Raw genomic sequence first — 15,474 nt, 5'->3', positions numbered from 1 at the left:
GCTGCCCGTCTGTGTGCGGTGCTCGGCCAGTCGGTCGAGGATCAGGTGGCGGTGCGGGCTTCGGGTGTGTTCGTGGCCCGGTTGGAGCGTGCGGCCCTGGGTGGCGGTGAGTGGATGCCGCGTGGCACGGTGCTGGTGACGGGTGGTACCGGTGCGCTGGGTGTTCGGGTGGCGCGTTGGCTGGCTGCGCGGGGTGCTGAGCGCCTGGTGCTGCTCAGCCGCCGTGGGCCGGAGGCCCCGGGGGCGGTGGAGCTGGCTGAGGAGCTGGGCGTCGAGGTGTCGCTGGTCGCCGCCGACGTGTCGGACCGCGTCTCGCTGGCCCGGGCCCTTGAGGGCCTGGAGCTGTCGGCCGTCGTGCACGCCGCCGGTGTGCTGGACGACGGCGTGCTGGAGGGCATGACGGCCGAGCGGCTGCGCTCGGTGGTGGCCGCCAAGGCCGACGCGGCGCGCTACCTGCACGAGCTGACGCTTGGGCAGGAGCTGGACGCCTTCGTGCTCTTCTCCTCCCTCGCCGGCACGCTGGGTGCGGCCGGTCAGGGCAACTACGCGGCTGCCAACGCCTACCTGGACGCCCTTGCGCTGCACCGCCGTTCGCTGGGCCTGCCCGCCACCTCGGTGGCCTGGGGCCCGTGGGCCGGCGCCGGGATGGCAGCCGACGAGTCCGTGGTGGAGGAACGGATGCGGCGCGGCGGGCTCACCCCGCTGGCCGCCGACGGCGCCTTCCGGACGCTTGAGCTGCTGCTGGCCAAGGGCGAGCCCACGGCCGTCGTGGCCGACATCGACTGGTCGCGCTACGCCCCCGGCCTGACCGCCGCTCGCCGGCTCCCCGTCCTGGACGGTGTGCCGGAGGCCGTGCAGGCCCTGGAGAGCGGCACCGAGCGGGAGGCCACTGCCCAGTCCGGCTTCGCCGCCAAGCTCGCCGGGCTCTCGCCCGCCGACCGCTCGGCCGCGCTTCTGGAGGCGGTCCGGCTGTCGGCCGCGCTCGCGCTGGGCCACGCCTCGGCGGAGGCCGTGGACGCCGAACGGCCCTTCCACGACCTGGGCTTCGACTCGCTCACCGCGGTCGACCTGCGCAACCGCCTGAACGGCATGACCGGCCTTCGGCTGCCGACCACCCTGGTCTACGACTACCCGACCGCGGCCGTCCTGGCAGAGTTCCTCGCCGAGGAGCTGCTGGGTGCGCGGACCGAGGGCGCGGTCGAGGCTTCGGTGACTGTTGCTGCTGCGGACGACGCGATCGCGATCGTCGGGATGGCCTGCCGGTTCCCGGGCGGGGTGGACTCGCCCGAGGGCCTCTGGTCGCTGCTGGCCTCCGGCACGGACGCGGTCGGGGAGTTCCCCGACGACCGTGGCTGGGATCTGGAGCGCCTGTACCACCCGGACGCCGACCACCCCGGGACGTCGTACGTCCGGGTCGGTGCGTTCTTGCAGGAGCCGGGCGGTTTCGACCCCGGGTTCTTCGGGATCTCGCCGCGTGAGGCGCTGGCGATGGACCCGCAGCAGCGGCTGCTGCTCGAGACCTCCTGGGAGGCGTTCGAGCGGGCGGGTGTGGACCCGCAGTCGGTGCGCGGCTCCCGGACCGGTGTCTTCGTCGGCACCAACGGCCAGGACTACCCCGCCCTGCTGATGGCCGCGGTGGAGTCCACCGAGGGTCACTCCGGCACCGGCAACGCGGCCGCCGTGGTCTCGGGCCGGGTGGCGTACACCCTCGGTCTGGAGGGCCCGACCCTGACGGTCGACACGGCCTGCTCCTCCTCGCTGGTCGCGCTGCACCTCGCCATGCAGGCGCTGCGCACCGGCGAGTGCACGATGGCGCTGGCCGGTGGTGTGACCGTGATGTCCACCCCCGGTGTGTTCATCGACTTCAGCCGCCAGCGCGGCCTGGCCGTCGACGGCCGCTGCAAGGCGTTCGCCGAGGCGGCCGACGGTACGGGCTGGGGCGAGGGCGTCGGCATGCTGCTCGTCGAGCGGCTGAGCGACGCGCAGCGCCTGGGCCACCCGGTGCTGGCCGTGGTCCGCGGCTCCGCCGTCAACCAGGACGGCGCCAGTAACGGCCTCACCGCCCCGAACGGGCCCTCGCAGCAGCGGGTGATCCGCCAGGCGCTGGCCAGCGCCGGCCTGACGGCCGACCAGGTCGACGCCGTCGAGGCGCACGGCACCGGCACGGCGCTCGGCGACCCGATCGAGGCCCAGGCCCTGCTCGCCACCTACGGCAAGGACCGGGAGACTCCGCTGCTCCTGGGCTCGGTCAAGTCGAACATCGGCCACACCCAGGCCGCCGCCGGTGTGGCGGGCGTGATCAAGATGGTCATGGCGATGCGCCACGGCGTGCTGCCGCAGACCCTGCACGTCGACCAGCCCTCCACACACGTGGACTGGACGGCTGGTGCGGTCGAGCTGCTGACGGAGCGCCGGGAGTGGCCGGCCCACGAGGGCCCGCGCCGGGCCGCCGTCTCGGCCTTCGGCATCAGCGGCACCAACGCCCACGTGATCCTCGAGCAGCCGGTGGCGGCCCCGGCCCCCGAGCGGGCGGCAGGGGTCACCCTGCCCGTCGTCCCGTGGGTGCTCGCGGGCCGTGGAGCTGCCGCCCTCGCCGCCCAGGCCGGGCGGCTGGCGGCGGCGCTAGGGGACGGTGCGGGGTCGAGCCCGGCGGATGTGGGGTTCTCGCTGGCCCGGGGCCGCTCTAGGTTCGAACACCGTGCGGTGGTGATCGCGGCAGACCAGGACGGGTTCCGTTCCGGCCTGGGTGCGCTCGCCGCCGGCGGTGAGGCACCGGGAGTGGTGCGCGGGGTTACTTCTGGGGGCAGGGTGGCGGTGATGATGTCCGGTCAGGGAAGCCAGCGTGCGGGTATGGGCCGCGAGCTGTCCGCCGTGTTCCCGGTCTTCGCCGACGCGCTCGACGCCGTCTGCGCCCAGTTCGACGCCGAGCTGGAGCGCCCGCTGCGCGAGGTCCTGTTCGGGGAATCCGGCCTGCTTGACCAGACCGTGTACACCCAGGCCGGCCTGTTCGCGATCGAGGTCGCCTACTACCGCCTCCTCGAGTCCTGGGGTCTCACCCCCGACTACCTGACCGGCCACTCGATCGGTGAACTGGCCGCCGCCCACGTGGCCGGCGTCTGGTCGCTGGCGGACGCCTGCAAGCTGGTGGCGGCCCGTGGCCGGCTGATGCAGGCGCTGCCGGCCGGTGGTGCGATGCTCGCCGTGCAGGCGACGGAGGGCGAGTCCCGGGCCGAGCTCACCGAGGGCGTCGACATCGCCGCCGTCAACGGCACCGACTCGATCGTCGTCTCCGGCTCCGAGGCTGCCGTCAACGAGCTCGAGGCCGCCTGGCGGGCGGCGGGCCGGAAGGTCAAGCGGCTCACCGTCAGCCACGCGTTCCACTCCGCCCTGATGGACCCGATGCTCGACGGGTTCCGCGCGGTGGCACAGGAGTTGACCTACCACGCGCCGCGCGTCCCGGTGGTCTCCAACCTGACCGGCTCGCTGGACGCCGACCTCACCGACCCCGAGTACTGGGTGCGGCACGTCCGCGAGGCCGTCCGCTTCGCCGACGGCGTGGCCACCCTGCGGGAGCAGGGCGTGAGCACCTTCCTGGAGCTCGGCCCCGACGGGGTCCTCTCCGCACTCGTGCCCGCCGCCGCGCTGCCGGTGGCCCGCTCGGGCCGCGCCGAGGTCGAGGCGCTGTTCACCGGCCTGGCCGGTGCGTACGTGCGCGGCGTGGAGCTGGACTGGTCGGCGGTCTTCGCCGGCACCGGCGCCGCCGCCTGCGACCTGCCGACCTACGCCTTCCAGAACGCCCGCTACTGGCCGGAGATCTCGGCCGACGCGTGGCGCCCCGGCGCGGCCGAGGACCAGGACAGCGTGGACGCGCTGTTCTGGCAGGCGGTCGAGCGGGAGGACCTCGAGTCCGTCGCCGCCGCGCTGCAGCTCGACGGCGAGGGATCGCTGGGCGAGGTGCTGCCCGCGCTCTCCGCCTGGCGCCGCTCCCGCAAGGGCGAGCGGGCGTTGGAGGGCTGGCGGTACGCGCTGCGCTGGGAGTCCCTGGCAGGCGCCGCCCCGGCAGCGCCGACGGGCACCTGGTGGCTGGCCACCACCGAGCAGGACGGGGAGATCGGCCGGGCCCTGGTGGCCGCCGGTTTCACCGTCCGTGAGCTGCTGGTCGACGGCGCCGCCGACCGGGCCGCGCTGACCGAGCTCCTGACCCGCGAGGCCGCCGAGAGCGGCGCCCCCGCCGGGGTGCTCTCCCTGCTGGCGCTCACCGAGGCCGAGCCGGTCACCGCAACGCTGCTCCTGCTGCAGGCTCTCGGCGACGCCGAGCTCGCCGCGCCGCTCTGGTGCGCCACCCGTGGCGCGGTCGCGGTCAACGCGGCCGACGCCGCCCCGGTGCCCGCCCAGGCGCAGCTGTGGGGCTTCGGCCGGGTCGCCGCCCTTGAGCACCCGGACCGCTGGGGCGGTCTGCTCGACCTGCCGCAGACGCTGGAGGGCGCAGCCGCCCGGATCGCCACCGCCCTGCTGCAGGGCGCCGAGGACCAGCTGGCCGTGCGCGCCACCGGCCTCTACGGGGCCCGGCTGGAGCGGGCGCTGCCCGCCGCCACGCCGGACGCCGGCCCGTGGCGCCCGCGCGGCACCGTGCTGCTGACCGGCGGCACCGGCGCCCTGGGCGCCCAGGTGGCCCGCTGGCTGGCCCGCAACGGCGCCGAGCGGCTCCTGCTCACCAGCCGCCGCGGCATCGAGGCCCCCGGCGCCGCCGAACTCGTCGCCGAACTGGCCGAGTCGGGCACCGAGGCGCTGGTGGCGGCCTGCGACATGGCCGACCGCGAGGCCGTGCGGGCGCTGCTCGCCGAGCACCCGGTCAGCTCGGTCTTCCACGCGGCCGGGGTGCTGGACGACGGCATCCTCGCCACCCTCACCCCCGAGCGGTTCCGTACCGTCCTCGCCGCCAAGGCGACCGCCGCGGACCACCTCGACGAGCTGACGGCGGATCTGGAGATCGACGCCTTCGTGCTCTTCTCCTCGACCGCCGGCACGCTCGGCGGCCCCGGCCAGGGCAACTACGCCGCGGCCAACGCCCACCTGGACGCCCTCGCCGCCCGGCGGCGGACGGCCGGACGGCCCGCCACCTCGATCGCCTGGGGCCCCTGGGCCGAGGGCGGCATGGCGGCCCAGGGCGCGGCCGAGGAGCGGATGCGCCGCGGCGCCGTGTCGCCGATGGCGCCCGAGGCCGCGATCAACGCGCTGCAGCAGGCCCTGGACCAGGGCGACACGCTGCTGACCGTCGCCGACATCGACTGGAGCCGGCTGGTCTCCGCCCAGGTGTCGGCCCGGCCCAGCCGCCTGCTGCGCCGCATCCCCGAGGCCCGCGAGGCGATCGCCGAGCTGGAGAAGGCGGCCGCCGCCGAGAACGAGCAGTCCCACGGCCTGCTCCGCGACCTGACCGGCCGGCCGGAGGAGGAGCGCACCCGCGTCCTGCTCACCCTGGTCCGCAACCAGGTGGCGATCGCGCTCGGCCACCCGTCCTTCGAGTCGGTCGACCCCGGCCGCGCCTTCAAGGACCTGGGCTTCGACTCGCTGACCGCCGTCGAGCTGCGCAACCGCCTGAACGCGGTGACCGGGCTCTCCCTGCCCAGCACGCTGATCTACGACTACCCGACCGCCGAGCACCTGGCCGCCCTGCTGCGCACCGAACTGCTCGGTGACCCGGGCGACGAGCAGGTCACCGGCACGGTGACCGCCGCCAACGACGAGCCGATCGCGATCGTCTCGATGAGCTGCCGCTTCCCCGGCGGGATCACCACCCCCGAAGGCCTGTGGGACCTGGTGGTGGCCGAGCGGGACGCGATCTCCGAGTTCCCGACCGACCGCAGCTGGGACTTGGAGCGGCTCTACCACCCGGACCCGGACAACCGGGGCACCTCGTACGTCAACACCGGCGGGTTCCTGACCGCGCCCGGTGAGTTCGACGCCGAGTTCTTCGGGATCTCGCCGCGCGAGGCCCTCGCGATGGACCCGCAGCAGCGCCTGCTGCTCGAAACCTCCTGGGAGGCCTTCGAGCGGGCGGGCCTGGACCCGCAGTCGGTGCGCGGCTCCCGGACGGGCGTGTTCGTCGGCACCAACGGCCAGGACTACCCGGCCCTCTTCCTGGGGGCGCCGGAGACGGCCGAGGGCTACGGCAGCACCGGCGCGGCGGCCAGCGTGGTCTCCGGCCGCCTGTCCTACACCTTCGGGTTGGAGGGCCCGGCCGTCAGCGTCGACACCGCCTGCTCCTCCTCCTCGGTCGCGCTGCACCTGGCCGTCCAGGCGCTGCGGGGCGGCGAGTGCTCGCTGGCCCTGGCCGGCGGTGTGACGATCATGACCACCCCGGGTGCCTTCATCGAGTTCAGCCGCCAGCGGGGACTTGCCGCCGACGGCCGCTGCAAGCCCTTCGCCGCTGCCGCCGACGGCACCGGCTGGGGCGAGGGCGTCGGCATGCTCCTGGTGGAGCGCCTGAGCGACGCCCAGCGCCTGGGCCACCCCGTCCTCGCGGTGGTGCGCGGCTCGGCGATCAACCAGGACGGTGCCTCCAACGGGCTCACGGCCCCCAACGGCCCCTCGCAGCAGCGGGTGATCCGCGCCGCGCTGGCCAGCGCCGGCCTGGGCGCCGACCAGGTCGACGTGGTCGAGGCGCACGGCACCGGCACCACGCTCGGTGACCCGATCGAGGCGCAGGCCCTGCTCGCCACGTACGGTCGCGGGCGGGACGCGGCGAACCCGCTGCGGCTCGGCTCGGTGAAGTCCAACATCGGTCACACCCAGGCGGCTTCGGGAGTCGCCGGCGTGATGAAGATGGTGCTGGCGATGCGGCACGGCCTGCTGCCGAAGTCCCTGCACGTCGACGAGCCGACCCCGCACGTGGACTGGACGGCCGGCGCGGTGGAGCTGCTCACCGAGGCCGTGGAGTGGCCGCGGACCGGCGGTCCGCGCCGCGCGGCGGTCTCCTCCTTCGGCGTCAGCGGCACCAACGTGCACACGATTCTGGAGCAGGCTCCGCCGACTGACGCCCCGTCAGTCGTCCGGGCTGACCGGCCGATCGAAGCCTCGGTGGTGCCGTGGGTGCTCTCCGGCAAGGGCGAGGCGGCGCTGAGCGCGCAGGCCGAGCGACTGGCCGTGTTCAGCACCGACGCGGAGCCGGCCGAGGTGGGCGCGGCGCTGGTGCGCGGGCGCTCGGTCTTCGAGGACCGGATGGTCGTGCTGGACGGCGACTTCGAGCACGCGGTGACCGGGCGGGCGCTCGGCAGCGGGGGAGTGGTGCTGGTCTTCCCGGGCCAGGGTTCGCAGTGGGTGGGCATGGCGGCGGGGCTGCTGCAGGCCTCCCCGGTGTTCGCTCGCTCGATCGCGGCTTGCTCGGCCGCGCTGCAGCCCTTCGTGGACTGGGATCTCGAAGAGGCCCTGGAGAGTCGCGAGTTGCTTGAGCGCGTCGACGTCGTCCAGCCGGTGCTGTTCGCGGTGATGGTCTCGCTGGCCGCGCTGTGGCGCTCGATGGGCGTCACGGTCTCGGCCGTGGTCGGCCACTCCCAGGGTGAGATCGCCGCCGCGTGTGTCGCCGGTGCGCTCTCGTTGGAGGATGCGGCCCGGGTGGTCGCGCTGCGGGCCAAGGCCCTGGCACGGGTGGCCGGTTCGGGCGGCATGGTGTCGCTGTTCGCCTCCGCCGAGAAGGCCGAGGAGCTGCTGGCGGACTTCGCGGGCCGGGTCGGCGTCGCGGCCGTCAACGGCCCCGGTTCGGTGGTCGTCTCCGGTGAGGCCGCCGCGCTGGACGAGTTCATGGCGCTGTGCGCTTCGGTCAACGTCGACGCCCGCCGCGTCAACGTGGACTACGCCTCGCACTCCCCGCAGATGGAGATCCTGGAGGACGAGATCCTGGCGGCGCTCGCGCCGGTCAAGGGTCTGGCCCCCAGCATCCCGATGTTCTCCACCTACACCTGCGACTGGGTCAAGCCCGGTGAGCTGGGCGGCCGTTACTGGTACGAGAACCTGCGCCACCCGGTGCGTCTCCAGCAGGCGATCGCCGAGCTGGCGAAGGCCGGGCACCGCGTCTTCGTGGAGTCCAGCCCGCACCCGGTGCTCACCGTCGGCGTCCAGGACACCCTGGAGGACAACGGCGGCGGCGTCGCCCTCGGCACGCTGCGCCGCGAGAAGGGCGACGCGACCAGGTACCTGACCTCCCTCGCCGAGGCCTTCGTCAACGGCGCCACGGTCGACTGGACCCTGCTCCACCAGGAGACCACCCACGTCGACCTGCCCACCTACGCCTTCCAGCGCCGCCGGTACTGGCCGCCGATGTTCGCCGCCCGCACGGGCGACGTGACCACCGCCGGCCTCGGCACCGCCGGGCACCCGCTGCTCGGCGCGGCGATCGCGCTCGCCGACGGCGACGGCCTGCTCTTCACCGGCCGCCTCTCCACCCAGACGCACGCCTGGATCGCCGACCACGCCGTGCTGGGCACCCTGCTGCTGCCCGGCACCGCGTTCGTCGAGCTGGCCGTGCACGTGGGCGATCAGGTCGGCTGCGACCTGATCGAGGAGCTCACCCTGGAGGCCCCGCTGGTGCTGCCCGAGCGCGGAGGCGTCCGTCTCCAGGCCCGGGTCGGCGCCGCGGACGCCGAGGGGCGGCGCACCCTCGAGGTGCACTCCTGCCGCGAGGGCGGCGCGGAGGCCGGGCTGACCGAGGAGATCTGGACCCGTCACGCCAGCGGCGTGCTCGCCCAGGGCACCCCGGCGGCGGCCTCCGCCGACCTGACGGTCTGGCCGCCGGCCGGCGCCGAGCGGATCGACATCGAGGGCCTGTACGAAGGCCTCGCCGAGCGCGGCTACGGCTACGGCCCGTCCTTCCAGGGCCTGCGGGCCGTCTGGAAGCGCCGCACCGAGGTCTTCGCCGAGGTCCAGCTGCCCGAGTCCGAGCGGCCGCAGGCGGCCACCTTCGGTCTGCACCCCGCGCTGCTGGACGCCGCCCTGCACACCATCGGCCTGGGCGCCAAGGTCGGCCTGGTGGACGAGAACGCCGGGCCCCGGGCTCTGCTGCCCTTCGCCTGGTCGGGCGTCTCACTGCTGGCCGGCGGCGCGAGCGCGCTGCGGGTCAAGCTGGCCCCCGCCGGCTCGGACGCGGTCTCAGTCGAGGTGGCGGACGCCACCGGCGCCGCGGTCGCCCTGGCCGACGCGCTGACCCTGCGTCCGCTCGCCGCCGAGCTGCTCGACGCGGCCCAGGACGGGCCCACCGCGCAGTCCCTGTTCCGGATGGAGTGGCCGGCGGCCGCCGACCCGGCGGAGAGCGCCACCGAGCCCTGGACCCTCACCGGCCCGGCCGACCTCGACGGGCTGACCGCCGAGACCGTCGCCGGACGCCCGGTCGTCGTCCACCTGGGCGGCGGGGACGTCCACACCGGCACCCACCGGGCCCTGGAAATGCTCCAGGCCTGGCTGGCCGAGCCCGCGCTCGAGGAACTGCGCCTGACCGTGATCACCCGTGGCGCCGTCGCCACGGCGGCCGGGGAGGACGTCACCGACCTGGCGGCCGCCGCCGTCTGGGGCCTGGTCCGCTCCGCCCAGTCGGAGAACCCGCTGCGCCTGCAGCTGGTCGACACCGACGGCACGGCCGCCTCCGCCGAGGCGCTGGCCGCCGCCCTCGCCTCCGTCGAACCGCAGCTCGCGGTCCGCGGTGGTGCGGTGCTCAGCCCGCGCCTGGCCCGGACGGCGACCGCTTCGGCTCTGACCGTCCCGGCAACCACTCAGTGGCGCCTGGCCGTGGTGGAGGAAGGCACCCTGGAGGGCCTCGCCCTGCAGGCGGCCCCCGACACCGAGCGGGCCCTCGAGCCGCACCAGGTGCGCCTGGCGATGCGGGCCGGCGGTCTCAACTTCCGTGACGTGCTGATCGGGCTCGGGATGTACCCCGACCCGTCGCTGCTCGGCAGCGAGGGCGCGGGCGTGGTCGTGGAGACCGGCTCCGCCGTCACCGGCCTCACGGTCGGGGACAGGGTGCTCGGCATGGTCACCGGCGGCTTCGGCCCGCTGGCGGTCACCGACCACCGCACGGTGGCCAGGATGCCCGAGGGCTGGACCTTCGCGCAGGCCGCCTCGGTGCCGATCGTCTTCCTCACCGCGCTGTACGCCTTCGACGACCTGGCGGGCCTGCGTGCCGGTGAGCGAGTCCTGGTGCACGCCGGTGCCGGTGGCGTCGGCATGGCCGCGATCCAGCTGGCCAAGCACCTGGGCGCGGAGGTCTTCGCGACAGCGAGTGAGAGCAAGTGGGACACCCTGCGCTCGCTCGGCCTCGATGACGACCACATCGCCTCCTCCCGCGACCTCGGCTTCCGCGAGAAGTTCCTCGCGGTGACCGGCGGTGAGGGTGTGGACGTGGTGCTCAACTCGCTGGCCCGCGAGTACGTCGACGCCTCCTTCGCCCTGCTGCCGCGCGGCGGCCGGTTCGTGGAGATGGGCAAGACCGACATCCGTACCGACGCCCCCGAAGGCATCCGCTACCGCGCCTTCGATCTGGCCGAGGCCGGGCCGGAGCGCACGGCCGAGCTGCTCGCCGAGCTGCTGCGCCTGTTCGCCGCCGGGGAGATCACGACCCTGCCGGTGCGCACCTGGAACGTCCGCGAGGCCCGCGAGGCCTTCCGCTTCGTCAGCCAGGCCAAGCACATCGGCAAGGTGGTCCTCACCGTGCCGCAGGCGCTCGACACCGAGGGCACCGCGCTGATCACCGGCGCCACCGGAACCCTCGGTGCCCTGGTGGCCCGCCGACTGGTCACCGAGCACGGTGTCAAGCACCTGCTGCTGCTCAGCCGCAGCGGGCTCAAGGCCGCCGGTGCGCCGGAACTCGTGGACGAACTCCAGGAGTTGGGCGCCACCGTGCAGCTGGAGGCCTGCGATGTCGCGGACGCGGACGAACTGGCCGCCGTACTCGGTGCGATCCCGGCCGAGCACCCGCTGACCGCCGTGGTCCACGCGGCGGGCGTGCTGGACGACGGCGTGCTCGGCTCGCAGACGCCGGAGCGGCTGGACACCGTGCTGCGGCCCAAGGCCGACGCCGCGTGGCAGCTGCACCGTCTCACGGCCCACCTGGACCTGGCCGCCTTCGTGCTCTTCTCCTCCGCCGCCTCCACCTTCGGGGCGGCCGGGCAGGGCAACTACGCGGCGGCCAACGCCTACCTCGACGGTCTCGCGCAGCATCGGCAGGCCCTCGGCCTGCCCGGCGCCTCGCTGGCCTGGGGCCTGTGGGAGCAGTCCAGCACGATGACCGGCCATCTCGACCGGGCCGACCTCAGCCGCACCTCGCGCGGCGGCCTGCACCGACTGGCCACCGAGAACGGGCTCGCCCTGTTCGACGCCGCACTCGCGCGGCCCGAACCGCTGCTCGTCCCGATCGAGCTGGACCTGGCCGCGCTGCGGACCATGGCGGGCAGCGGCGGCCTGTCGCCGCTGTTCCGCGGCCTGGTCCGGGGCCCGGTCCGGCGCAGCGCCACGGCGGGTGCGGCGGCCGGCGCGGGCGAGGCGAGCGTCGCCGAGCGCCTGGCGGGGCTGGCCCCCGCCGAGCGCGACAAGGCGCTGCTCGACCTGGTCTGCGGCCAGGTGGCGGTGGTGCTCGGCCACGAGTCGGCGAGCGCGGTCAACGTCGAGCGGCCGTTCAAGGAGCTCGGTTTCGACTCGCTCACGGCGGTGGAGTTCCGCAACCGCCTGGGGGCGGCCACCGGCCTGCGCCTGCCCGCCACCACCGTTTTCGACCACCCGAGCCCCAAGGCCCTGGTGGAGTACCTCCGCGTCGAACTCAAGCTGGACGACACCGCCGCTCCGGCGCCCGCCCTGCGCGAACTCGACGCCCTGGAGGCCGCGTTGGCGGCCATCGCCCCCGGGATTGGCACGGGAGCGGCGGTCACCGCCCGCCTGGAGACCCTGCTCTCCAAGTGGCGCGCCGTCCAGGACACCAACTCCGGCCCGGAGGCCGAAGTTCGGGAGATCGACACAGCGACGGACGACGACCTCTTCGATCTGATCGACGAAGAGTTCGGGCTGTCCTGAGCTGACCTCACGTCATGCTTGGCTGCCTCGATAGGTGATTCACGTGGAGAACGAAGAAAAGCTCCGGGAGTACCTGAAGCGCGTCACCGCCGATCTGCGTCGCAGTCGGCAGCGACTGCGCGAGATCGAGGCAGCCGAGCAGGAGCCCATCGCCATCGTGGGGATGGCCTGCCGGTTCCCCGGGGGCATCTCTTCACCCGAGGCGCTGTGGCAGCTGGTCCGTGAGGAGGGGGACGCCATCGGCGGCTTCCCCGAGGACCGCGGCTGGGACTTGGCCGCCCTGTACGACCCGGACGCCACCGGCCCCGGCACCAGCTACGTCCGCGGTGGCGGCTTCCTCACCGGCGCCGCGGACTTCGACCCCGGCTTCTTCGGGATCTCCCCGCGCGAAGCCCTCGCGATGGACCCCCAGCAGCGCCTGGTCCTGGAGACCGCCTGGGAGGCCGTTGAACGGGCCGGGATCGACCCGGCCGTACTGCGCGGCAGCCGGACCGGCGTCTTCGTCGGCGCCGCCTACAGCGGCTACACCAGCGGCGTGTACCCGATGCCCGAGGGCCTCGAAGGCCACCTGCTCACCGGCAACGTGACCAGCGCCGCCTCCGGCCGCATCTCCTACACCCTGGGCCTGGAGGGCCCGGCCGTCACCGTCGACACCGCCTGCTCCTCCTCACTGGTGGCCCTCCACCTCGCGGTGCGCGCGCTGCGCGGCGGCGAGTGCACGATGGCCCTGGCCGGCGGCGTGACGGTGATGACCAACCCGAGCACGCTCACCGAGTTCTCCAAGCAGCGCGGACTTTCCACCGACGGCCGCTGCAAGGCCTTCGCGGCCGCGGCGGACGGCTTCGGCAGCTCCGAGGGCGTCGGCATGCTGCTGGTCGAGCGGCTGTCGGACGCCGTCCGGCTGGGGCACAAGGTGCTCGCGGTGGTGCGGGGTTCGGCCGTCAACCAGGACGGCGCCTCGAACGGTCTGACCGCGCCGAACGGCCCGTCGCAGCAGCGGGTGATCCGGCAGGCCCTGGAGAACGCCCGCCTGACGGCCGACCAGGTCGACGTGGTCGAGGCGCACGGCACGGGCACCGCGCTCGGTGACCCGATCGAGGCCCAGGCGCTGCTGGCGACGTACGGGCAGGAGCGGGAGCACCCGCTGCTGCTCGGGTCGGTGAAGTCGAACATCGGCCACACGCAGGCGGCTGCCGGTGTGGCGGGTGTGATCAAGATGGTGCTGGCGATGCAGGGCGGCCTGGTTCCGAAGACCCTGCACGTCGACGCGCCGACCCCGCACGTGGACTGGGCAGCCGGCGCGGTCGAGCTGCTCACCGAGGCGGTGGAGTGGCCGAAGACCGGTGAGCCGCACCGGGCCGGGGTCTCCTCCTTCGGCATCAGCGGCACCAACGCGCACGTGATCCTGGAACAGGCGCCGGTGGTCGCCGAGGAGCCGGTGGAGGTCGAGGGCGATGGCGGTGCTGCTGCTGAGGTGCCGGTCCTCACGTCGCTGGTGGTGCCGTGGGTGCTGTCGGGGCGCGGCGCGGCCGCGCTGCGGGCGCAGGCCGAGCGGCTGGGCACGGTCGACGGCGAGCCTGGTGACGTCGCCGCTGCGCTGGTGCGCGGGCGTTCGGTGTTCGAGGACCGTGCGGTGGTGCTCGGCACCGACCGCGCCGAACTCCGGGCCGGGCTGGGCGAGGTCGCCGCTGGCGGCGGGCTGACCGGACACGCCGACGGCAACGGTGGGGTGGTGCTGGTCTTCCCGGGGCAGGGGTCGCAGTGGGTGGGGATGGCTTCGGGGTTGCTGGCGGCTTCGCCGGTGTTCGCTGAGTCGATCGCTGCTTGTTCGGCTGCGCTGCGGCCGTTTGTGGACTGGTCGCTCGAGGAGGCGCTGACTGATGCGGCGCTGCTGGAGCGGGTCGACGTCGTGCAGCCGGTGTTGTTCTCGGTGATGGTGTCGCTGGCGGCGTTGTGGCGTTCGATGGGTGTCACGGTGTCGGCGGTGGTGGGTCACTCGCAGGGTGAGATCGCCGCCGCGTGTGTCGCTGGGGCGTTGTCGCTGGAGGACGCGGCGCGGGTGGTTGCGCTGCGGGCGAAGGCGCTGGCGCGGGTGGCGGGTTCGGGCGGGATGGTCTCGCTGTTCGCCTCGGCCGGTAGGGCGGAGGAGCTCCTCGCGGGCTTCGAAAGCCGGGTGGGTGTCGCGGCTGTGAACGGGCCCGAGTCGGTGGTGGTTTCGGGTGAGGCTGCCGGGCTGGACGAGTTCATGGCGGTGTGTGCTGCGGCGGGTGTGGATGCCCGTCGGGTGAACGTGGACTACGCCTCGCACTCCGCTCAGATGGAGGTGCTGGAGGCGGAGATCGTCGAGGCGCTCGCCTCGGTGGTTGGCTTGGCGCCGAGCATTCCGATGTTCTCGACGTATACGGGTGAGTGGGTCAAGCCCGGTGAGCTGGGGGCACGTTACTGGTACGAGAACCTACGCCACCCGGTCCGTCTGCAGTTGGCGGTGGAGGAGTTGGCGAAGGCCGGACACCGGTTGTTCGTGGAGTCGAGCCCGCATCCGGTGCTGACGGTTGGTGTGCAGGACACCCTGGGGGACAGCGGCGTCGCCCTGGGCACCCTGCGGCGGGAGCAGGGCGATGCGCGCCGGTTCCTGAGTTCGCTGGCGGAGGCCTTCGTCCACGGCGCGGCTGTGGACTGGACCCGAGTGGTGGCCGCCTCTGACGTCCAGGTCGACCTGCCCACCTACCCCTTCCAGCGTGAGCGGCTCTGGCTGGAGTCGGCGGCCGGTGCCGCTGCTGTCGCCGGTGCCGATCCGGCGGAGGCCGGGTTCTGGGCGGCGGTGGACGGTGGCGACCTGGTGCGTCTGTCGGAGGCCCTGGGCGTGGACGGTGCTGCGCCGTTCGGTGAGGTGGTGCCGGCGATCGCGGCGTGGCGGCGTGGTCGTCGTGAGGCTTCGGTGGTGGACGACTGGCGTTACCGGGTGGTCTGGCGTCCGGTGTCGGTGGAGAACGCGGCTTCGCTGAGCGGTAGTTGGCTGGTGGTGACGCACGGGCAGGATGCTTCGGAGGTTGTTGCCGCGCTGCGTGCTGGTGGTGCCGAGGTGGTGGCGGTCGAGCGGGCGGCGGACCTGGCCGAGGCGGTGACCGGCCGGGAGTTCGCCGGTGTGCTGTCCGTGGCTGCTGTCGGTGCGGTGGCTCCGGTGGCTCCGGCTGCGCAGTTGGAGTTGTTGCAGGCGCTGGGTGGGTTGGGTGTCGAGGCGCGGTTGTGGTGTGTGACCTCGGGTGCGGTGTCGGTGGGTCGTTCGGATGTGCTGAGCGGTCCGGGTGCTGCGCCGGTGTGGGGTCTTGGCCGGGTTGCTGCGTTGGAGTTCCCGGAGCGTTGGGGCGGTCTGGTGGACGTCCCCGGGGTGTTGGACGCGCGGGCGGGTGCTCGGCTCTGTGCGGT

The 15,474-nt window shown here is 74.0% G+C and carries 2 protein-coding genes; both read left to right on the top strand.

Annotated features, from left to right (window positions below; translation table 11 throughout):
- Positions 1–12,048: type I polyketide synthase (locus ABT095_RS37525; RefSeq protein ID WP_502885139.1), on the top strand; the 12,048-nt coding region annotated here is incomplete at its 5' end.
- A 43-nt stretch (positions 12,049–12,091) separates the two neighbouring features.
- A partial coding sequence (locus ABT095_RS37520) for a type I polyketide synthase (protein WP_350534108.1) occupies positions 12,092–15,474 on the top strand: 3,383 nt, incomplete at its 3' end.

The organism is Kitasatospora sp. NPDC002227, assembly GCF_040296285.1.
Taxonomy (GTDB): Bacteria; Actinomycetota; Actinomycetes; order Streptomycetales; family Streptomycetaceae; genus Kitasatospora.
This window is presented reverse-complemented; position numbering and strand designations above follow the sequence as displayed.